This window comes from Buchananella hordeovulneris (genome assembly GCF_001907235.1).
Taxonomy (GTDB): domain Bacteria; phylum Actinomycetota; class Actinomycetes; order Actinomycetales; family Actinomycetaceae; genus Buchananella; species Buchananella hordeovulneris.
Genome location: NZ_MQVS01000001.1, coordinates 179296 through 199486, shown reverse-complemented (window position 1 = coordinate 199486; position 20191 = coordinate 179296). Strand labels below are relative to the sequence as shown.

Annotated in this window: 18 protein-coding genes; 11 read left to right on the top strand and 7 right to left on the bottom strand. The window is 69.8% G+C overall.

The window, feature by feature from the left end:
• The first annotated feature begins 16 nt into the window (after nt 1–16).
• Nucleotides 17–1036: a putrescine carbamoyltransferase gene (ptcA, locus tag BSZ40_RS00850; RefSeq protein WP_073822287.1), complete on the top strand. Its 1020-nt coding sequence runs from the start codon at nt 17–19 to the stop codon at nt 1034–1036.
• On the opposite strand, the gene htpX is transcribed toward ptcA, so the two are convergent.
• The 5 genes from htpX to BSZ40_RS00825 form a co-directional block, all read right to left on the bottom strand.
• Nucleotides 1033–1914, bottom strand: coding sequence for a zinc metalloprotease HtpX (gene htpX, locus BSZ40_RS00845; RefSeq protein WP_073822285.1), 882 nt, complete (start codon nt 1912–1914; stop codon nt 1033–1035). The genes ptcA and htpX overlap by 4 nt on opposite strands.
• Before the next feature lie 122 nt (nt 1915–2036).
• A complete protein-coding gene (locus tag BSZ40_RS00840) occupies nt 2037–3416 on the bottom strand; it encodes an FAD-dependent oxidoreductase (RefSeq protein WP_073822284.1) in 1380 nt (459 codons plus the stop codon).
• A gap of 30 nt (nt 3417–3446) precedes the next feature.
• Nucleotides 3447–5132: a hypothetical protein gene (locus tag BSZ40_RS11795; RefSeq protein ID WP_073822282.1), complete on the bottom strand. Its 1686-nt coding sequence runs from the start codon at nt 5130–5132 to the stop codon at nt 3447–3449.
• Nucleotides 5125–5547: a GtrA family protein gene (locus tag BSZ40_RS00830; RefSeq protein WP_073822280.1), complete on the bottom strand. Its 423-nt coding sequence runs from the start codon at nt 5545–5547 to the stop codon at nt 5125–5127. The genes BSZ40_RS11795 and BSZ40_RS00830 overlap by 8 nt, the downstream gene beginning before the upstream one ends.
• A complete protein-coding gene (locus tag BSZ40_RS00825) occupies nt 5531–6481 on the bottom strand; it encodes a glycosyltransferase family 2 protein (RefSeq protein WP_245793746.1) in 951 nt (316 codons plus the stop codon). Before BSZ40_RS00825 ends, BSZ40_RS00830 begins: the two co-directional genes overlap by 17 nt.
• A 118-nt stretch (nt 6482–6599) precedes the next feature.
• On the opposite strand from BSZ40_RS00825, the gene BSZ40_RS00820 reads away from it, so the two are divergent.
• Nucleotides 6600–7223 (top strand): hypothetical protein, encoded by a 624-nt coding sequence (locus BSZ40_RS00820; protein WP_143180833.1) that lies wholly within the window; start codon nt 6600–6602, stop codon nt 7221–7223.
• Here BSZ40_RS00820 and BSZ40_RS00815 read toward each other — a convergent pair.
• Nucleotides 7220–7852, bottom strand: coding sequence for a hypothetical protein (locus BSZ40_RS00815; protein ID WP_073822274.1), 633 nt, complete (start codon nt 7850–7852; stop codon nt 7220–7222). The genes BSZ40_RS00820 and BSZ40_RS00815 overlap by 4 nt on opposite strands.
• Nucleotides 7853–8041: 189 nt before the next feature.
• Here BSZ40_RS00815 and BSZ40_RS00810 point away from each other — a divergent pair, with 189 nt between their 5' ends.
• The 9 genes from BSZ40_RS00810 (at nt 8042) to BSZ40_RS00770 (ending at nt 19105) form a co-directional block, all read left to right on the top strand.
• Nucleotides 8042–9232, top strand: coding sequence for a glycosyltransferase family protein (locus BSZ40_RS00810; RefSeq protein WP_073822272.1), 1191 nt, complete (start codon nt 8042–8044; stop codon nt 9230–9232).
• Nucleotides 9229–10434 carry a glycosyltransferase family 4 protein gene (locus BSZ40_RS00805; RefSeq protein ID WP_073822270.1) on the top strand — a complete coding sequence of 402 codons (1206 nt, stop codon included), beginning with the start codon at nt 9229–9231 and terminating at the stop codon, nt 10432–10434. Before BSZ40_RS00810 ends, BSZ40_RS00805 begins: the two co-directional genes overlap by 4 nt.
• Nucleotide 10435: 1 nt before the next feature.
• A complete protein-coding gene (locus BSZ40_RS00800; protein ID WP_073822268.1) occupies nt 10436–11560 on the top strand; it encodes a glycosyltransferase family 4 protein in 1125 nt (374 codons plus the stop codon).
• Complete coding sequence (locus BSZ40_RS00795) at nt 11553–13358, top strand: ABC transporter ATP-binding protein (RefSeq protein ID WP_187343198.1); 1806 nt, start codon at nt 11553–11555, stop codon at nt 13356–13358. Before BSZ40_RS00800 ends, BSZ40_RS00795 begins: the two co-directional genes overlap by 8 nt.
• On the top strand, nt 13355–14563 hold the full coding sequence (locus BSZ40_RS00790; protein ID WP_073822266.1) for a phosphotransferase: 1209 nt from the start codon (nt 13355–13357) through the stop codon (nt 14561–14563). Before BSZ40_RS00795 ends, BSZ40_RS00790 begins: the two co-directional genes overlap by 4 nt.
• A complete protein-coding gene (locus tag BSZ40_RS00785; RefSeq protein ID WP_073822265.1) occupies nt 14560–15567 on the top strand; it encodes a phosphotransferase in 1008 nt (335 codons plus the stop codon). The genes BSZ40_RS00790 and BSZ40_RS00785 overlap by 4 nt, the downstream gene beginning before the upstream one ends.
• A gap of 10 nt (nt 15568–15577) precedes the next feature.
• Nucleotides 15578–16897 carry a UDP-glucose dehydrogenase family protein gene (locus BSZ40_RS00780; protein WP_073822264.1) on the top strand — a complete coding sequence of 440 codons (1320 nt, stop codon included), beginning with the start codon at nt 15578–15580 and terminating at the stop codon, nt 16895–16897.
• A gap of 94 nt (nt 16898–16991) precedes the next feature.
• Nucleotides 16992–18437 carry a sensor histidine kinase gene (locus BSZ40_RS00775; RefSeq protein ID WP_073822726.1) on the top strand — a complete coding sequence of 482 codons (1446 nt, stop codon included), beginning with the start codon at nt 16992–16994 and terminating at the stop codon, nt 18435–18437.
• A complete protein-coding gene (locus tag BSZ40_RS00770) occupies nt 18434–19105 on the top strand; it encodes a response regulator transcription factor (protein WP_073822262.1) in 672 nt (223 codons plus the stop codon). Before BSZ40_RS00775 ends, BSZ40_RS00770 begins: the two co-directional genes overlap by 4 nt.
• A 575-nt stretch (nt 19106–19680) precedes the next feature.
• On the opposite strand, the gene BSZ40_RS00765 is transcribed toward BSZ40_RS00770, so the two are convergent.
• Nucleotides 19681–20130 (bottom strand): hypothetical protein, encoded by a 450-nt coding sequence (locus BSZ40_RS00765; protein WP_073822260.1) that lies wholly within the window; start codon nt 20128–20130, stop codon nt 19681–19683.
• Between the last annotated feature and the right edge of the window lie 61 nt (nt 20131–20191).

The following is a 20191-nucleotide window of genomic DNA, read 5'->3' as shown; positions in this document are numbered from 1 at the left end:
AGACAAAGGAGTTATCGTGCCCAAAGACTTTCTCGACACCACTGACTTCTCCCGCGCCGAGCTGCTGACCATCGCCGACCTCGGCCGCGCCCTCAAGCAGTGCGTAGCCGTCGGTTACTTCCCGCCCCTACTAGCCGGGCGCACCCTCGGCATGATCTTTGAACAGGCTTCCACCCGCACCCGGGTGGCCTTCGAAACCGCCATGACCCAGTTGGGTGGCCACGCCCAATACCTGGCCCCTGGCCAGATTCAGTTGGGCGGCCACGAGACCATGGGCGACACCGGCAAAGTGTTGTCACTGCTGGTCGATATCCTCATGGCCCGCGTCCAGCAGCACGCCACCGTCACCGAGCTGGCGGCCGCCGCCTCCATTCCCGTCATCAACGGCATGTCGGACTACAACCACCCCACCCAAGAAATGGGTGACCTCATCACCATGCTGGAGCACCTGCCGCCGGGGCGGGAATTGGCCGACTGCAAAGTGGTCTTCGTGGGGGACGCCACCCAGGTGTGCACCTCCCTGATGCTGCTCGCCACCAAGATGGGCATGGACTTCGTGCACTACGGTCCGGTCGGCTACCAGCTCGCCCCGCCAGTCCAGGAGCTCGGCCGCGCCAACTGCGCCGTCAGCGGAGCCAGCCTCACCGTCACCGACGACCCCGCCGCCCTGGCAGGTGCCGACTTCATCTACACCGATGTGTGGTACGGGCTCTACGAGGCCGAGTTGAGCAAAGAAGAACGCATGGACATCTTCTTTCCCGCCTTCCAGGTCAACCAAAAGCTGCTGGAACGAGCCGCCCCCCACGTCTGCTTCCTGCACTGCCTGCCCGCCTCCCGCGGGGAGGAGGTTACCGACGAGGTGCTCGACGGCCCCGCCTCGGTGGCTTTCGCGCAGGCCGGCAACCGCCTGACCGCGATGCGGGCACTGCTGGTCTACTTCCTGCGCCCGCCCATCCCGCACCCCCACCTCGTGGCAGCGGCCCGCGCCGAGCTAGATAGCCAGCTCCTGCGGGCCGCCCACCAAAACCTGCCCTAGCGGTACGGGTTTTCCGGTTCCTGCCCGTAGCCGGCCATGGCCTCCAGCCGCGCCACCCGCTTATCCATCGGCGGGTGGGTGGAAAAGACGTTGCGCAACGACCCGAAGGGGTTGGCAATCATCAGATGCGAAACGTTCTCGGTGGCCATGGTCGGCTGCAGGGGCCGCGCCTGCGTCCCGGCGTGCAGCTTCTGCAGTGCCGAAGCCAAAGCCAAAGGATCCCCGGTCAGGCGGGCCCCGTCTTCGTCGGCGTCATATTCCCGGGTCCGCGAGACCGCCATCTGAATCACCATCGCCGCGATGGGGGCCAGGACGGCTGCCAGCAGCATGGCGATCGGGTTACCGTTACGCCGATCGCGCCCTCCGAAAAACAGCATGAACTGGGCGGCCGACGTGATGACCGAGCCGATACCCGCCGCGATGGAGGAGGTGAGAATATCGCGGTTGTACACGTGCATAAGCTCATGGCCGAGCACTCCCCGCAGCTCCCGTTCGTTGAGCAGATCCAAGATGCCCTGGGTGCAGCAAACCGCGGCGTTTTGCGGATTGCGGCCCGTAGCAAAAGCATTCGGAGTGGCCGTGGGCGAAACATAGAGCCGCGGCATGGGCTGGCCCGCCCGCGTGGAAAGTTCCTCCACAATCCGGTACATCTCGGGCTGCTCCAGCGGGGTGACCGCGTAGGCCCCCATAGATCGCAGCGCCAGCTTGTCAGAGTTCCAATAGGAGTAGGCCGTCATCCCCAGCGACAGCACACTGGCCCCCACCAGCCACACGACGTTGCGGGTCGAAGCGGACAGCACCGCCCCGAACGCGATCACCAGCCCCAGCATGGAGGCCAGCAACACCGCCGTCTTCAAACCGTTGTGATGGTTGTGCATCGCACGCCCCTTTCTCTGCCTGCCCAGCCTACGAGGCGCACCGCCCCAACGGCAGACAAACCGGCGGCAGTCAGCTAAGGGCCGAGCCGGGTGCGCCGCACGGGCGGCGCACCCGGGGGCGCTCAGACGAGTGGGCCGTCCCACTCCTCGCCCCGCGAGATCGCGGTCATCGCGTCACGGGAGACAACCTTGATGCGCTCCCGTCCCTCGCCCTGGCCGAGCGAGCGCTCGTAGGCGTCGAGCACCATCCAGCCTTCAGCGTCCGTGTAGCGCACGCCGCGCTCGCGCAGCAGCGCCAGCACCCCGTCGCGCCCATCCTTCGGGGAGGCGCCCACGACGCCCGCCTCCACATCCGCCAACAGGTTGGCGATCGTCTCTTGCGCATCGGACTTAGTCGAGCCGATCAGCCCCACCGGCCCCCGCTTGATCCACCCGGTCGCGTACAGCCCCGGCACTGGGGTCGTGCCGTCGATCACCCGGCCGGCCACGTTGGGCACCAGCCCGCGCTGCTCGTCGTAGGGCACGCCCGGCACCGGCGAAGAGAAGTAGCCGATGGCGCGGTAGACCTGTGTCACCGGGGTGTCAGTGAACTCCCCGGTCCCCGACACGCTGCCATCGCCGTTGAGTCGGGTGCGCTCGGTGCGTACCCCCACGACCTGGCCGTCCTGCCCGAGCACCTCCACCGGCGCCTCGAAGAGATGAATGTGGATGCGACGCGGCGCGGTCCGTTCCTCGTCGTCGACCAGCGCGTAGTCGGTCAGGGTCTTGACCACCATCTTGGTCTGCTTGGAGGCGGCAATCGCGGCTTGCGAACCTGCGTCGAACTCAAGATCTTCCTCGCGCACGATCACGTCCACGCCCGGCACGTGCCCCAGCTCGCGCAACTCCAGCGGCGTGAACTTGACCTGGGCCGGCCCGCGCCGCCCAAAGACGTGCACGTCGGTGACCCGCTTGTCGCGCAAAACCGCGGCCACGTTGGCCGGAATCTCGGTGACCAGCAAGTCGTCGACGTGCTTGGCGAGGATACGAGCCACGTCTAGGGCGACGTTGCCCACCCCGAGCACCGCCACGTGCTCGCCCTTTATCTCCCACTGCCGTGGGTAGTCGGGGTGTCCGTCGTACCAGGCCACGAAGTCCGCCGCCCCGAAGCACCCCTCCAGGTCGACCCCCGGGATGTCCAGCGGGGCATCCAGGTCGGAACCGGTGGCGATGATGACGGCGTCGTAGTGAGCCTGCAGCTCGGCAATCGTGATGTCTTTGCCCACCTCGACATTGCCCACCAAATTGATCTCGCCCTTGGCCAAAATGCCGTACAGGGCGTTGATGATCTGCTTAATGCGCGGGTGGTCGGGGGCCACGCCATAACGCACCAGGCCGTAGGGGGCGGGCAGCCGCTCGAACAGGTCGATACGCACGTCGACGCCGGATTTGGCCAGAATGTCGGAGGCGTAAATGCCGGCCGGGCCCGCGCCGACCACCGCCACATTCAATTGTTTCGTCACGAAGGTTTTCCAATCTGCCGCGCCGCGGCCTCATTTGCTGAAGGTAACCGTAACGGATTGGTCGAGGTCGTAGAGGAAATGCAGGCGCTGCGGGGAACCCTCCGAGACCGTCAGGTAGTCCCCCAGCAGGTGCATGTGCGGCAATTGCCGGGGAATTACCACCTCGGTGACCTGCCCGGCCTGGGCCGCCCGCAGCTGGTCCTCCACCTGCCGCCAGGCGGCCATGTTGCCGCCCCAGTCCCGCCACAGTTGCCCCGCCCCGGGCCCCGCCGGGCCCAGCAGCAGGGCCAGGCTGGCTGCCGCAGCGGCCCCGCTGACCACGCGCCCGCCCCTGGTGCGCCAGGCGGGGGCCGCCGCCGCGATCCGGGGTGCCCCATCGGGGGCCGTCAGCCGCCCGCGCGCGGGCGCCGCGACGGTCAGCCCTGCCAGGGCCAGGGCCAGCAGGTAGGCCAAGGCGATACCGAAATAGAAGGGGCGCGGTCCCGTCGTGCCCAACGCCACCGGCACCGCATAGGCGGCCACGGCCGCTGTCAACACGACCCCCACTTCCAGGCTGCCCAGCTGCCAGGCCGCCAAACCCGCCAAAGCCACTGCGCAGCCCCCCGCCACCAGCAGGGCCAGCACCAGCAGTAGGGCCGAGCGGGAGGTAAAGAGGTCCGCCAAAGCGCTGCGCTCCCAGTTGGCCGCCGTCCGCGCCGCCACCAGCCGCGGCACGAGCCAGCCCGCGAGCGCCCCGCCGCCGCCCAGCCCGGCCACCAGCGCCCCCACCAGTGCCCGGCCGCGGGCCCAGTGCCACCCCACCCACAGTCCCAGGGCGACCACCGCCAGGGCGATACCGAGGTACAGGCGGCCGGCGGTCTCCAACTGGGACAGCAGCGACATGGCGGCCAGGGCCGCGCGGCGGGTGAGGAAGCCGGCCTCCTCCAGCGGCAACGGCGCCTTGACCTTGCGGGTGCGCGCCCACAGCCCGGGCGCGGCAAACCGGGCCGCAGATAGCGCCAACAACACCCAGACAGTCGCGCGCGGGCCCCACGCGGCGCGCCTGCGCCACAGCACGCTGCTGAGCAAGACCGCCACGGCTATTAGCTGCAGGGCGATGACCTCGTTGTGCATGGCCCCCAGGGCCCCACTGAGGAGCAGGACGACGGCAGGCGGGCCCCAGGAGCGAGCGGTGGTAGCCCGGCGGACCAGCTGGAGCGCGGACAGCAGGCTGCCCCCCAACAGCACCATGCCGCCGAGGTAGCCGACGGTGGCAGACATGAAGAAGAAGACGGTGCCCGCGAGTCGCGCCACCAGGTGATGCAGGGCGAAGGGGGCCGCCAGGCAGGCCACCGCGCAGCCCCACGCCGCCGCGGGGGCCAGGCGCGCCGGGATAGCGGGGCGCAGGCAGACCCACAGCAGGCGCCACCACAGGAACGACTGCGCCAGGCACAGCAGGGCCATGAGCGGACCGATGGCCCAACCGGTGCTGAAGATGGCCTGCCCCCAGGCGTCGGCAGTTCGACCGTTGCGTTCCCAGACGTCCACCTGCGCGAAGTGCCACAGTTCGGCCCCCCGAACCGCGCCGCCGGGGTGCCCGGCGCGGATAGCGAAGACTAGGTCGTCGGTGGACCAAATGGGGGTGCGCCACAGCGACAACCACCCGCCGAGTCCGGCCAGCCAGGTCACGGCAGTTGCCACGCTCCACGCGCGCACAGTACGGGGGGCCTCACGCATTGGTCTTTCTTTCGGGGTCGGAGTGGTCGGCCAGCGCCAGGCGGGCAGCTAGGAACGTGAAAGGCACGGCCACCAGCCCGGCCAGCAGGGTGCCCCACTTGGCGGAGATCCCCCACCCGGAGACAAAGAGTAGCGACCCGAGCGTGGACAGGACGAGGTTGGTCAGGGGGGCGACGGGGAAGCGGGCAAAGCGGCGCCAGGTGGGTCGGACCCGGAAGACGAACCAACAGTTCAGCACGAACGAGCCGAGGGTGGCCAGCAGCCAGGCGCCCAGGTGTGCGGCCAGATAGTGCAGGAACAGCAGGAGGACGCGATAGCACAGGTAGTAGCTGAGGGTGTTACCAACCCCCACCACCCCGAAGCGGAGGAGCTGGGCCACCAGGGCCCAGCGTGGCTGCCTACTGGTCTTCCGCATGGGTTTCCCATACCTGCGCGACGACGTAGTGCGGCCGCGCCTTGACCTCCTGGTAGATGCGTCCCACGTACTCCCCGATCAGGCCGAGGGCCAGGAGCTGGAGACCGGAGAAGCCGACGATGGCGGCGATGAGGGTGATATACCCCGGCACTGCCACCCCGTTAATCGCCCAGTCGCCGATGAGGAACAGCACGTAGAGCACCGCCAATGCCACGGCTGCCAGGCCGGTGACGGCCGCCACCCGCAGTGGTTTGGTGTTGAAAGACAAGATGCCGTCCAGCCCATAGTTCAGCAAGGAACGCATCGTCCACGAAGACTTGCCGGTGTCGCGCAGGCGGTTGTCGTAGTCGATGGCGGCGGTGGGGAAACCAATCCACGAGAACAGCCCCTTGGAGAAGCGGGAACGTTCATCCATTTGCGTCAGCACATTGACGGCGCGACGCGAGAGGATCCGAAAGTCCCCGGTGCCGTTTTCCAGCTCGACGTCGTCCACCAGCCGGTTAACCCACCGGTAGTAGACGCCCGCTAGCTTGGTGCGTGCCCACGAATCCCCGGCGCGCGTGCGGCGAGCCACCACCTGGTCGACGTCTCCACGGTGCAGGCGAGCCACCAGCTGCGGCACCAGGGCGGGAGGATGCTGCAGATCGGCGTCCATGATGACCACTGCCTCGCCGCGGGCGTACCGCAGGCCGGCGAGCATGGCGGCCTCCTTGCCGAAGTTGCGGGAGAAGCCCACCCCGCGCACGCGCGCGTCGGTGGCCGCCAGCTCGGCGATCCGGGCGGCGGTCTGGTCGCGTGAACCGTCGTCGATGAGCAGAAGCTCCCACCGCAGGTCGGTCTGCGCCATTACGTCCACGATCTCGCGGTGGAGGGTGGGTAGTGCCTCCTCCTCGTTGTGGCAGGGCACTACCAGCGACACGTGGGGCGTTCTCACCGCCCGAGGCTAACACGCGGGGACGGGGGAGGCTGGCTGCCGCTATTTTCCGCGCCTCCCGCCCGGGGGCGGCCTGCTGGCGGGCGGGGTGCATGCAGACGTGTTTGACAATGGGAGGGTGAAAGCACCTCGCCGCGACCGTGTTGCCCCAGTGACCTGGGCGCTCCTCGGGGTCGTGGCTTTTGCTTTTCTGGCGGTGGGGCTATTCGGGTCGCTGGTCCAAAGTCGCCAGGTAACCGGTGACGTGCACGCGCGCCTGCTGCGGGCACACGAGGAGTTGGCGGCCCGGGCACCTGCCTACCGCCAACCACTAGCGGCCGTCCGCGCGCAGCTGCAGGTCGACAAGCTGCGCGCCGACGAAGCAGCGGCAGGCTGGCAGGTGGGGGCCGCCGATTGGGTGGCGGGGCCGCCGGGGGGTGACGACCTGGCCCAGGACGCGGCGGTGCGCGAATTTGCTCGGGCGCACGCGGCCGAGCCACACGTGACGGTCGGCCGGGTGCGGGCGCATGATGGTCCCGCCTGGGTTCTGGTCAGTCCCCTAACTGATGGCAGCCAACGCGCGGTCTATGTGCGCATCGTGCGTGATCCGCAGGCCCGCTTGTGGGCCACCCGGGGTGCCTACGCCGCCAGCACCCTGGCCCTCCTGGCGGCCGTGGCGGGTTTGTCTTGTCGGCTCACCCCGCGCCTGCAGCAGCGCCTGCTAGTGGGCACCCCCGCACCGCCCGTCCGGCCGCCGGACTAATAGGGAGCAAAGTAGCAGTTGCCCCAGGCATCACAGGCGAGGCGGTAGCCGCCCACCTCGTACCACTGCCAGTCCGGGAAGTGCCAGTGCGGGCCTCTGTCATCCTCGTCGTCGTCATCGCCGTCGTCGTCATCGTCACCATCATCGCCGTCGCGGTCATCGTCGTCATCGTCGTCCTCGTCTCCGGCAGGCGGGGCCGGGACGGGGGGCTGGGCGGGCGGCTGGGCGGGCACTGGCGCAGGCTCCGGGGCGGGCGGCGGGGCGGGCACCGCCGGTTGGCCGCCCACCACGGCTTCGCCCTGGGAGCCGCCACCTACTTCCCCAACGATGTCCGTCTCGGCGGGCGCGGCCTGCTCCACTGCCTCCGGCGGCGGCTCCGGGGCCTCCTCCGTCGGGCTGGCGGCGGGGGTAGCGGTCGGTGTGGGCTTAGCCGGGGACCGGGTCGGTTGGGGGGTGCTGGCGCTGCGGCTGGCGCTCGCCGCCGGGGTCGGGGCCGGCAGCACGATCGCCCCACGCTGCGGAAAGGTCGTCGGGCCAAACCACAGGGCGATGCTGCCCCAGGCGCACACGAGCAGCAGTATGCCTACCAGTCCCCCGATAACGAGTTGCCCAGTTGATTTGCCCTGCATGCCCCGCACCTCCTACTTCCCGTTTTACCTTACGACCCGCCGGGCCCCCGGGGAGCCACTAAACGCCCCCTATCTGCCCCTGTTTTCGGCCATGAGGACTCTCTAACCCACGCTTCATAGTGCCCCAGGACTGCGGCGGCACAGTTACGGCTATCTCCAGATCCGTCTGCCCCCAGTTAGGAGACCACAATGGGTACCGAACCGCTGCGCGTGGTGCTCTACAGCCATGATTCCCAGGGCCTGGGCCACCTTCGCCGCAACCTGGCTATCGCCCACCACTTGGCGCAGGGTATTCCGGCGCTAACTGGACGCAAGGTGGCCGGCCTGATCGTCTCCGGGCTCGCGCCCACCTTCCGTTTTCCCCTCCCGGATGGCTTCGACTGGGTGACGATCCCGGGCATCTCCAAAGGCAAGGACGGCTACCAGCCGCGCCACCTGGGGGGCGAGACCGGCCCGCTGATCTCGCTGCGTTCGGCCCTACTGGAGGCCGCCCTGGTGGGGTTTGCCCCCGACCTGGTGATCGTCGACCGCCACATCTACGGGGTGTGGCACGAACTGCGGGCCCCGCTGCGGCGCCTGCGCCGCGTCCACCCCTCCGCCCGGGTGGTACTGGGCTTGCGCGAAGTGCTCGACACGCCGCACGTGGTCGCCGCCGAGTGGGAGCGCCTGGGCAAACCGACGGCGCTGCGCTCGCTGGTGGACCAGGTCTGGGTCTATGGCGACCCGCAGGTGCACGATCAGGTGCTCTCCGGCGAGGCCCCGCCCGCCCTGTGTGACCGCATCGAGTTCACCGGTTACCTGGCGCACGGCCGCCGAATCACCGACGCCTTCGACCACACGCTGAGCGGCCCCTTCGTGCTGACCACCGCTGGGGGCGGGGAAGACGGACATGGCCTGCTGGCGGCCGCCGTGCGGGCCACGCCGCCCCCCGGCCACACCCACGTGGTGGTCACCGGCCCCCAGCTGGACGACGCCACGTTCACCCAGCTGGCGGCGGCAGCCGGGCCCGCCACCCAGGTGCTGCGGTCCCTGCCGGGGCTGGGCCGCCACATCGCGTCGGCGGCGGCCGTGGTCTCCATGTGCGGCTACAACACGGCCTGCGAGATTCTCGACACCGACACCCCCTCGCTCATCGTGCCCCGAGAGATTCCCCGCCAGGAGCAGCTGATCCGGGCGCGCGCCTTGGAGAAGGTGGGGGCGGTCGATGTGCTGGAGCAGTCCCAGGTCTCCAGTGCGGCCCTGTCGCAGTGGCTCGCCACCGCCGTGCGTCGGCGAGTGGACCGGAGCCAGGTGGACGGCGACGGCCTCCAGCGGGTCTCGCAGCTGGCCGCCCAGCTGCTGGAGCTGCCGGCCCGCGCCCTGGTGGGGGGTGCAGCATGAGCCGCATCGGTTACGTCCTGAAGGTCTATCCGCGTTTTTCCGAAACATTCGTGGTCACCGAGATCCTGGCCCGGGAAGGGCACGGGGACGACCTAACCATCTACGCGCTGCGGCCCACCACCGACGCCCGCTTCCACCCCGAGATCGCCCGGGTGCGGGCCGAGGTGAAGTGGGTGCCGCGGCCCCTGAAGCCGTCGGAGCTGTGGGCGCAGCTAACCAGCACGTTGGTGGAGGCGGGCCTGGCGGCGCGTTTCGCCGAAATTCTCCCTCTCGTGCGGGATTTGCCGGGCGACGAGGTCGCCCAGGGGGTCTGCCTGGCGGCCCAGATCCAGGCCGACGGGATTACCCACCTGCACGCCCACTTCGCCTCCCTGGCCGGGCGCACCGCCTGGATCGCCTCCCAATTAACGGGGGTGCCCTACACGGTGACCACGCACGCCAAGGACATCTACCACGAGTCCGTCGACCGGGCGTGGCTGCGCCGCGTCTGCGGGGATGCCGATCGTGTGATCGCCATCAGCCAGTTCAACGCTGACTTCCTCGCCGAAGTCTTGGCGGGCACGGATGCTCGCATCACCTTGCAGTACAACGCGCTGGAGCTGGACCGCTTCCCGTGCCGGGTGCCGCAGGCGCCCGGCCGCACCCTGCAGATTCTCAGTGTGGGGCGCCTGGTGCCGAAGAAGGGCTTTGCGGATCTGATCGCTGCGGCCTGGCAGCTGCGCGCCAGCGGTGTCGATGCCCGGGTGCAGATCGCCGGGGACGGCGAATTGCGAGGCAAGTTGCAGGCCCAAATCGACGAGCTGGATCTGACCGAGCAGGTGCAGCTCCTGGGCCCACGCACCCAAGCCGAGGTGCGCGAACTGTTGCGCCAGGCCGACGTCTTCGCTGCCCCCTGCATCCCCACCCCCGACGGCAACATCGACGGGCTGCCGACCGTCGTCCTGGAGGCCATGGCGGCAGGCACCCCCGTGGTGGCGGCCGCCACGTCGGGCCTGCCCGAGGTGGTGCGCGATGGCGAGACCGGGGTGCTGGTTGCGCCCGGCGACGTGGCCGCCCTGCGGGACGCCCTGACCGGCTTCCACGACGGCAGCTACGACGCAAAGCGCCTGGCCCACGCGGCCCGTGCCCTCATTGAAGAACAGTTCGACTCGCGCCGCCAGGCCGCGAACCTTTCTGCCTGGCAGAACAACGTTAGGAACTAGCATGCGCATCGCCTACATCAGTGTTGACCCGGGGATCCCCGTTTTTGGCACCAAGGGTGCTTCGGTCCACATTCAGGAAGTGGTACGCGAGCTGCGGCGGCGCGGCCACGAGGTCACCGTCTACACCACCCGGCGCGGCTTTGACGTGCCCGCCGACCTCGCCGATTTGGAGGTCATAGAGGTGCCGGTACCCGCGGGGGACACCGCCGCACGCGAGCAGGCCCAGGCCACGGCCGCGGGCGAGATCGCCCGGCAGGTCATCGCCACCCAGCCAGACATCGTCTACGAACGCTACTCGTTGTTCTCCCCGGCCCTGGCCGACATCACCACCGTCACGTCGGCTGTCGGCATCCTGGAAGTCAACGCCCCCCTCATTGAGGAGCAGCGCACCCACCGGGACCTCATCAATGAGGAGGTCACCTGGTTGACCCTGCGGCTGCAGGCCCGGGCCGCCGCCGCCACGATCTGTGTCTCGGAGCCGGTGGCCCAGTGGGTGCGCACCCACACCCCCACCAGCCAGACGGTGCACGCCGTGGCCAACGGGGTCAACGTCGAGCGGATCACCCCCCAGCCGGAGGCCGACGACGTCATCGTCACGTTCGTGGGCACCCTCAAGCCATGGCACGGGGTGGCCGACCTGCTGCAGGCCGCCACCCGCAGCCAAGGCGGTTGGCAACTGCGCATCATCGGCGATGGCCCGGAGCGCGCCAAACTGGAGGCCCAGGCCGCGGAGGCGGGCCTGCAGGTCGACTTCCGGGGCGCGGTCTCGCCCGCCGATATGCCCGCCCAGTTGGCCGGCTCCGCCATCGGGGTGGCCCCCTATCCCGCACCCGAGACCGACGACGGCCACTACTTCTCCCCGTTGAAGGTCTACGAATACCTGGCGGCGGGCCTGCCGGTGGTGGCCACCAGCATCGGCCAGATCCCGCAGGTGCTGGCCGACTGCGGCGTCGTCGTGCCGCCGTCTGACCCGGCGGCCCTCGCGGCCGCCCTCGATGCCCTGGCCGCCGACCCGCAGCGACGCGCCGCGCTCGGCCAGGCGGCCCGCGCCCAGGCCGAGGAGCGCCACTCGTGGACCGGGGTGGTGAGCCAGATCCTGGAACTGGCGGGGGTCACCGATGCGTGAGACGGATGCCCACGCTGGGCCGCTGCGCCGCACCCTGCGGCTCGTCGGCCCGGACGTCAAGCCCCAATGGGGCATGGTGTTGGCCGGGGTCATCGTGCTGCTGTTCGAGGTGGCGTTTCGGGTGATGGAGCCGTGGCCCCTGAAGATCGTCATCGACTCGGTGTTGCCCGCCCTGACCCCCAACAGCACCCGGGCCCCCGCCTCCGTGCGTTTTCTGCTGTTGTGCGGGCTGATGCTGGTGGCGATCGTCGCCATGCGGGCCGTGTGTAACTACGTGGCCACCGTCTGCTTCGCCCTGGTCGGCTCACGCACCTCGGCGCGCCTGCGGGCCCGGGTATTTCGCCACGTGCAGCGCCTGAGCCAGGAGTTCCACTCCCGCAACCGCAGCGCCGATACCGTGCAGCGCATCGTCTCCGACGTGGCCCGCATGCAGGATGTCGCCATCTCGGCGGGCATGCCGCTGCTGGCCAACATCGCCACCCTGGTGGTGATGCTCGGCGTCATGTTCTGGCTGGACCCACTGCTAGCCAGCGTCGTGGTGGTCGCCATTTTGATCTTCTGGTTGACCTCGCGCGGCTCTTCGTCCCGCATCACCCACGCCTCGCGACAAACCCGCAAGGGCGAGGGCCAGTTGGCCAACACTGCCCAAGAGTCCCTGTCCTCCATCAAGGTGGTGCAGGCCTACGGCCTAGAGGCCAAGATTGAAGAGCGTTTCGTCGGCGCCAACCGGGTCTCGCTGCTGGAGGGGGTCAAAGCCCTGCGTTTGGCCGCCCGCCTGGAGCGCTCCACCGACGTCATTGTCGGGTTGGCAACCGCCGCGGTGATCGTCGGGGGCGGCCTGCGCGTGCTGGACGGCGCCATGACCCCGGGCGAGCTGGTCCTCTTCGTGACGTACCTGCGCACCACCATGAAGCCGCTGCGCGATATGGCCAAGTACACGGGGCGCATCGCCCGCGCCGGGGCCTCGGGGGAACGCGTCGCGGACCTGATGGCCATCACTCCCACCATCCAAACCCCGGCCGTGCCGGTCCTGCCGCCGCACTTCGTCGGCAACCTGCGCTTTAACGACGTGCACACCCAGTACGAGAACTCCCCGGTGCTCAAGGGCGTCGACCTCGCCCTCGGCCCCGGCGAATACGTCGCCATCATTGGCCCCTCCGGGGCGGGCAAGTCCACCCTCGTCAACCTCGTCACCCGTGCCCAGGATCCCACCTTCGGTCAGGTCACCTTGGACGACGTGCCCCTGCCTCAGCTGGACCTCAACCACCTGCGGGCCAACGTCTCCGTGCTCCACCAGGAGGCGGTGCTCTTCGCCGGTACCATCCGCGAGAACATTCGGCTCGGCCGAGCCGCCGCCACCGACGCCGAAATCGAGGCCGCCGCGCGGGCCGCCCACGCTCACGATTTCATCTGTCGCCTGCCTGCGGGCTACGACACCACCGTCGGGGAGCGCGGCGGCACCCTGTCCGGCGGGCAGCGCCAACGCATCGCCATCGCCCGCGCCTTGCTGCGCAGCGCCCCCGTCGTCGTCCTCGACGAGGCCACCACCGGGCTGGATCCGGAGTCGGCGGGGCTCGTCCTGGACGCCATCGATCAGCTGGTGGCCGGGCGCACCACCCTCGCCGTCACCCACGACGTGGAGGTTGCCCTGCGCGCCACCCGCGTCGTGTGGCTGGAGGCGGGCCGGGTGCTGCTAGACGGCCCGCCCCAGCAGCTGCTCGTCGACTCCCCCGCTTTCCGTGACTGGGTGGCCGCCGCCCGGCCGCCGCGGCAAATCGACCCGGCTGGTTCCCAATGAGCGCTCCCACCACCGCGGCCGTCGTCGCCGACATTCTCAACCCTGCCACCCTGTCGGCCCGCCTGCGCCGCCCCGCCCGCGTCACCCGCCTGCGCATCAAGCCCGACGTGGCGGTCATCGCGGCCGTGGCTGACCCCGCCGGGCAGCCAACCGGCTGGGTGCAGGCCTTCTGGCCCTGCTCCCACTCCAAGCTGCGGCGGGCCGACCGGATTGCGGCCCGGACCGGTGCCAGGGTGGACGCCGAGTGGCAGGGCCACGACCTGGTGTGGCAGTGGGGAGAGATAGCGGCCGATCCCAAGCTCGCCGCCCACCTGCCGCTGCTGGAACCCGCCGCCCCGCAGCGGCACCTGCTGCGCTACAACCCGCTGCGCCGCCTGGTGGTGCGCGACGGGCAGACGGTCTGCCGCGTCACCGCGCAACCGCTGCCTCATGTCAATGCGCTCACGGACTTCCTCGCCGCGCACCTGGCGATCCCGGCCCCCCGTCCCCTGCCGTCGGGCGCGGTCAGTGCCCACGCCAGCGCCCAGGCTTTCACGGGAGACGGTGACCTGTGGCACCACCCGACCCTGCCCGGCATGCGCGCGGCGGGCACCCTCTTTGCGCAGCTGCACGGTCTGGCTGGGAAGCTGCCGCCGCCGCTCACCGACCAGCTGCCCGCCGCCGCCCTCGCCCACCGGGCCCTGCAGGGGCACGCCGCGTTGCTCACCCATCTCGATCCCGCGCTGGCCACCCGCGCCGCCCAGCTGGCGGACCGCCTCCCGCCCCTGCCGGCCGGCAAGCTGGTACTCAGCCACGGCGACGCCTCCCCCGACCAGGTGCTGGTGGGCAGCCAGCCGCACCCAGACCCCGACTCCACGCCGCCCGGACACGGCGCTCGCGCCACCGGACCGTTCCTCGACCAGGCCGCGCCCTTCGGCAGCCTGTCCACCCCGCCAGTGTGGTTGACCGACTTCGACCGCGCCTGCCTCGCCCCCGCCAGCCTGGATTTGGGCTCGTTCCTCTCCCACGTCAGCCCAGCCGCCGGCAGCGCTTTCTTGGCGGGCTACCGCGCAGCAGGCGGCCACCTGCCGCCCGCCCACGAACTGGCCACCGCCGCCCTGCACGCTGCCGCCCTGCGGTTAACGGAGCCGCTGCGGGCCGGGCGCGTGGACTGGCGGGCGGCCATTGGCGCCAACCTCACCTACCTGGAAGGCCAGCTGGTATGACCGCGTTTACCATCCTGCGAGCGCTGCCCCACGTGCGGCGGGCCTGGCCCGGGCGCGACGGCAGCCTCACCTTCGAGCAGCGCGATCCCGCCGGACAGTTGCGAGCGGGCCACATCAGCGCGACCGGCAAGATCACCATCACCCCGCATCGCACCGACCCCAAACTGCCCGACCTCCATCCGCACCTGGCGGGCGAACTCGTCGTGCACCGCTACGGCCGCCGGGCCGTGGTGCTCGGCCGGGACCGGGTGCACAAGCTCCTGCGGGCCGGACGGGCCAGCGGGCCCGCTGGCGCCGCCCACCAGGTGGGGCACGTGTGCCGCCGGGCAGGCCTCGCCTGCCCCGCCCTCCTGGCCGCCACGTCCAGCCACCTAGAGTTCACGCGCCTGCCGGGCCAATCCCTGCACGCACTCGGCCCCGCCGGGCTGCCGGGCTGGGAGCGGTTCGCCGACACCTGGCCGCAGGTGACCGCCGCCCGCCTGCCGCTCGGTTCGTTCACGGGCGCCGACGAGGCCGCAGTCCTGCGGCGCTGGCTCGACATGGTGGTGGCGCACCAGGCCCTGCCCGACCTGCCGCACCTGACCCGGGCCGTCGAGCAGGTGTGCGCCGAATTGGCACAGCCTGCCGAGCCGCTGGTGCTCAGCCACCGGGACCTGCACGACAAGCAGTTCCTCTGGTCCGGCTCGTCCCTGGCGGTACTCGATCTTGACACCGCCGCCTACGCCGAGCCGAGCCTGGACCTGGGCAACCTCCTGACGCACCTAGAGCTGCGCGCCCTGCAAGGCGTGTGGTCGACCGAGGTAGCCGCCGCCGTGGCCGACCGGCTGCAAGCGTTGACCAGCCGCCTGCCCATCTCGCCTCCCCGCCTGGCGCTCTACCGCCGCTCGGCGGCCCTGCGGTTGGCCTGCGTCTACGCGTTCCGGCCCACCAGTGCCAGCTGGCTGCCCGCCTGGCTAGCCACCCACCTGTCCCCCTCGTTCGCTTCACCCCAGAAAGAAAACTAAGGAGCAGAAAATGCGTATCACTGTCATTGGTTGCGGCTACCTCGGTGCCGTGCACGCCGCCTGCATGGCCAGCCTCGGGCACGAGGTGCTCGGGGTCGAGATCGACGCCGCCAAGGCTGCTGCTCTCAGCCGGGGCCAGGCTCCCTTCTTCGAACCCGGTTTTCCCGAACTGCTGCGCTCGGCGCTTGAGTCCGGGCGGCTGCGTTTCACCTCCGCCCCCGCGGTCACCGAGCTCGCCGCCGCCGAGGTGCACTTCCTGACGGTCGGCACCCCGCAGTCGGCTTCCTCGGGCGCAGCCGACATGAGCTACCTGTGGTCTGCCGTGGATCTGCTACTAAACGCGCTGCCAGCCAACTCCCCGGCCGTCGTCGTCGGTAAGTCCACCGTGCCCGTGGGCACCGCCGCCGAGGTCGAACGTCGCCTGGCCGACGTGGGGGCCACCCTCGTGTGGAACCCCGAATTCCTGCGCGAAGGCTTCGCGGTGGAGGACACCCTGCACCCCGACCGCATCGTCTACGGCTTGTCGGAAGACCCACAGGCGGCCGCCCACGGACAAGCCGCCCTGGACGCTGTCTACGCCCCGCTGCTGGCCGAGGGCATCGACCGGCTGCTGGCCAACTACCCCACCGCCGAGCTAGTGAAGGTGGCCGCCAACTCGTTCCTGGCCACCAAGATCTCGTTTATCAACGCCATGGCGGAGCTGTGCGAGGCCACCGGCGGGGACGTCACGGTGCTCGCCGACGCCATCGGTCGCGATACCCGCATCGGTCACCGGTTCCTCGGGGCAGGCATCGGCTTCGGTGGCGGCTGCCTGCCCAAGGACATTCGGGCCTTCATGACGCGCGCCCGCGAGCTGGGCGTGCAGGACGCCGTGTCCTTCCTCAGCGAGGTCGACGCCATCAACCAGCGGCGTCGCGACCGGGTCTTCGCCCTGGCCCGCCGCCACCTCGGGGGGGACGTCGCGGGCAAGCGCATCACCGTGCTCGGGGCCGCTTTCAAACCCAACTCCGACGACATCCGCGATTCGCCCGCCCTCGATGTCGCCCGGCGTCTGCAGGACGCCGGGGCGACGGTCACCGTGTGCGACCCGCAGGCGCTGGACAACGTGGCCCGCCTCTACCCGCATCTGCACTGCGAAGCCGACCCGGCTACCGCCCTGCAGGGCGCAGACCTGGTCCTGCTGCTGACGGAATGGCGCGACTTCGTCGACCTCGACCCGGCGCAGGTGGCCACCTGGGTGGCTAACCCGGTCATCGTCGACGGCCGCAACGCCCTCAACCCGGACCAGTGGCGGGAGGCGGGCTGGCGTTATGCCGGACTGGGACGCTAAGCCGCCCACTTCTGCGCGCGGGGAATCGGCGGGGCCTGGCGACACCAGCCCCACCGGTTCCCCGCGCGCGGTTGCGGCACGGCACAATGGGCGGGTGTCCGCCCCGCGCCCAGAGTCCTCTGTGTCGTTGCGGGCCCGCATCCTGTGGGCCTTCGTCTTCGTCATGGTCATCGCGTTGACCGCCTCCGGCACCATCCTGTGGGCGTTGCAGGCCCGCTCCATCCATGCGGACGTCACCGTGCACCTGCAGCGGGTGCGGGAGCACTTGCGGCACGTTGCCGAGCGAGGGGTGGACCCGCGCACCAACCAACCGTTCACGGATCCCATTCGGGTGCTCAACGCCCACCTGCGCTCCACCGTGCTGCGCCCCAACGAGGGCCAGGTGGCCTTCCGGGACCAAGACCTCCATTTGATTGCGGCCCGCAGCGTCACCCTGCGGCCGGAAGAGGACCCCGAGCTGCTGGAGTTTGTCAAACCGCATCTGCTGTCCTCCCACACGCACATCGACACGATCCGCACCGCCCGCGGTCACTTCCGGATCCTGATTGCCCCCGTCTCCTACGGCGCCAAGCATGGGGCGCTGGTGCACGTCGTCGACCTGCGAGCCGCCACCGCTCCCCTGCGGCGCGCCATGGCTTTCTACGTCTCGGCGGCAGCGCTGGCCGGGGCCGCCGCGACCGGCATTGCGGCCCTGCTCTTGGGGCGGCTCCTGCACCCGATCGGCGAGCTACGCCACGCCGCCGAGATGATCGATGACAAGGCCCTGACGGAGCGCGTGCCGGTGCGCGGCCGCGACGACCTCGGGATTTTGGCCCGTTCCTTCAACCGGATGCTCGACCGGGTCGAAGCCTCCGTGACCGCCCAGCGTCACCTGCTCGACGACGTCGGCCACGAATTGCGCACCCCCATCACGATCGTGCGCGGTCACCTTGAGCTCATCGACGCCCACGACCCGCAGGACGTGCAACAAACCACCGAGCTGGCGATCGACGAGCTGGACCGCATGGGGACCCTCGTCAACGATCTGCTGCTGCTGGCCAAGGCCGGGGAGGTCGACTTCGTGCAGGCCGCCGCCTGCCGGGTCGACGAACTGACCGACCAGGTCTTCGAAAAGGCGCGGGCGCTCGGGCCGCGCCGCTGGCACCTGACCGAGCTGGCTCCTGTCACCGTCCACCTGGACGCCTCCCGCATCACCCAGGCTTGGCTCCAGCTGGCAGCCAACGCTGTGAAGTACTCGGCTCCCGATACCCAGATCGGCATCGGCTCGCGGCTGGCGGGCGGCGAGGTGCTGCTGTGGGTCAGCGACCAGGGCATCGGCATTCCGGCCGCCGAACTGGAGCGAGTGCGCGAACGCTTCGGCCGCGCGCACGGACACCGCCCCGAAATCACCGGCAGTGGTCTGGGCTTGTCTATCGTGGAGACCATCGTCACCGCCCACGGCGGTCACCTCGACATTGTTTCCCAAGTAGACGTGGGCTCCACGTTCACCATGTGCCTGCCGTTACTTGGCCCCTCCGATCCGAAGGACAGCGCCCCATGAGCACCATCCTGGTTGTCGAAGACGAGACCCGCATCGCCGCCTTCATCGCCAAAGGCCTCAAAGCGGCCGGGTTCACCACCGAGATCACCGCCTCCGGCGTGGAGGCCGCCCAACGCGCCGTGCAGGAGGGAATCGACCTGGTGCTGCTCGACGTCGGCCTGCCCGACATCGACGGCTTCGAGGTACTTGAGCAGATCCGGGGGCAGGGAGTGACCACCCCCGTCATCATGCTCACCGCCCGCTCCTCGGTCGCCGATCGGGTGGCGGGGTTGTCCGGCGGGGCCGACGACTACATGCCGAAGCCCTTTTCTTTTGAGGAGCTGCTGGCCCGCATTCGCCTGCGGCTGCGCGACGAGTCGGCCACCCCGGCGGCCAGCCAATCCGCCAACCAGCTGACCCACGGCGATTTGGCCCTGGACCTCCGCACCCGCCGCATCCACGTGGGCGGTAAGTGGCTCGACTTGTCGGCCCGCGAGTTCACGCTCGCCGAAACCTTCCTCCGCAACCCCGGGCAGGTCCTCAGCCGCACCCAGCTCCTGGACTCCGTGTGGGGCTTTGACTTCGACCCCGGCTCCAACGTGGTCGATGTCTACATCTCCTACCTGCGTGCCAAGCTCGGCAAAGACCGCATCGAAACGGTGCGCGGCATGGGGTATCGCCTCGTGTAGCTGGCGCCTGGTGAACTGCCTGGCGGCACCGATGGCCGGAAGCAGGTGTCCGGCGGCAGAGCACCGCCACGCCCGCACCCACATGCAGCGGGTGAGGTCCGCCAGCAACCGTGGCTGCGGGGCCCCGCCACACCCGGGAACGGCCAGCGGATCGTCGCACCATCATGCCTTTGTTGCACCATCATGCCTTTGTTGCACCATCATGCCCTTGTTGCACTGATTTAAGGACATGATGGTGCGCTAAGGACATGATGGTGGCGCAACGGCATGATGGTGACACACGAGCAGCTGGCTGATAGCACCACACCCACCCCGCAGAAGGACCCGGGACACGCACAAACCTGGCCGGACGAACCAACTCAAACACCACAGCACGCCCACCCACAGCCCCAGGTTCACGTCGATAACCCGGCTTTGCATGAGGCTCGCCCACGACATACTGCACAAAGCCCACGTCCGCCGATAACCCGGCTTTGCATGAGGCCGCCCACGACATCCTGCCCAAAGCCCCAGATTCACGCCGCCAACCGGAACTGGGCGCCCCCGCGTGCGGGGGCGCCCAGGATTCGACAGGCTCAGTCGTCTTGATCGTCGTCCAAGTCGACGTCGTCGTCGAAGTCGTCGTCATCATCGTCCTGGCCACCGCCCACGTGCACCGGCGGGGCCGGGGACACCGCCTGCGGCGGCGCGGGCTCGTACACCTGCTGCCCGGCCGGCTCCGGAGCCGGGACTTGCGGCGCGGGCGCCGGAGGCACCGGGGCCGGCGCCTCGGCGGGGGCCGGGGGCTGCTCCGGGGCGGCGCTCACGGTCGGCTGCGGCTGCGCGGTCGGGGTGGCGCTCGCCGACGGCGATGCGCTGGCCGTCGGGGACGGCTGGGCCGTCCGGGAGGGGATAACGATGGCAGGCTGCACGTCGGCCGCGGCCGGCGGGCTGGCCAACGCGAACAAGCCACTCAAGATCAGTCCCGCCGAGACGGCGATCCCCATGATTAGTAGGACCAGTCGGTTGCGTTCTTTGGTTGCCATGATTTCTTACCTCCACTGATATTAGAGCCAGCGGACATGAAATCGACCTTCAGCGGTCCTT

What these genes read in the sequence shown, in the direction of transcription:
- htpX (WP_073822285.1), bottom strand. Translation starts at nt 1,914, where the DNA reads ATGCACAACCATCACAACGGTTTGAAGACGGCGGTGTTGCTGGCCTCC.
- BSZ40_RS00795 (WP_187343198.1), top strand. Translation starts at nt 11,553, where the DNA reads ATGCGTGAGACGGATGCCCACGCTGGGCCGCTGCGCCGCACCCTGCGG.
- BSZ40_RS00780 (WP_073822264.1), top strand. Translation starts at nt 15,578, where the DNA reads ATGCGTATCACTGTCATTGGTTGCGGCTACCTCGGTGCCGTGCACGCC.
- BSZ40_RS00765 (WP_073822260.1), bottom strand. Translation starts at nt 20,130, where the DNA reads ATGGCAACCAAAGAACGCAACCGACTGGTCCTACTAATCATGGGGATC.
- BSZ40_RS11795 (WP_073822282.1), bottom strand. Translation starts at nt 5,132, where the DNA reads ATGCGTGAGGCCCCCCGTACTGTGCGCGCGTGGAGCGTGGCAACTGCC.
- BSZ40_RS00800 (WP_073822268.1), top strand. Translation starts at nt 10,436, where the DNA reads ATGCGCATCGCCTACATCAGTGTTGACCCGGGGATCCCCGTTTTTGGC.
- BSZ40_RS00770 (WP_073822262.1), top strand. Translation starts at nt 18,434, where the DNA reads ATGAGCACCATCCTGGTTGTCGAAGACGAGACCCGCATCGCCGCCTTC.
- BSZ40_RS00805 (WP_073822270.1), top strand. Translation starts at nt 9,229, where the DNA reads ATGAGCCGCATCGGTTACGTCCTGAAGGTCTATCCGCGTTTTTCCGAA.
- BSZ40_RS00785 (WP_073822265.1), top strand. Translation starts at nt 14,560, where the DNA reads ATGACCGCGTTTACCATCCTGCGAGCGCTGCCCCACGTGCGGCGGGCC.
- BSZ40_RS00815 (WP_073822274.1), bottom strand. Translation starts at nt 7,852, where the DNA reads ATGCAGGGCAAATCAACTGGGCAACTCGTTATCGGGGGACTGGTAGGC.
- BSZ40_RS00790 (WP_073822266.1), top strand. Translation starts at nt 13,355, where the DNA reads ATGAGCGCTCCCACCACCGCGGCCGTCGTCGCCGACATTCTCAACCCT.
- BSZ40_RS00810 (WP_073822272.1), top strand. Translation starts at nt 8,042, where the DNA reads ATGGGTACCGAACCGCTGCGCGTGGTGCTCTACAGCCATGATTCCCAG.
- BSZ40_RS00830 (WP_073822280.1), bottom strand. Translation starts at nt 5,547, where the DNA reads ATGCGGAAGACCAGTAGGCAGCCACGCTGGGCCCTGGTGGCCCAGCTC.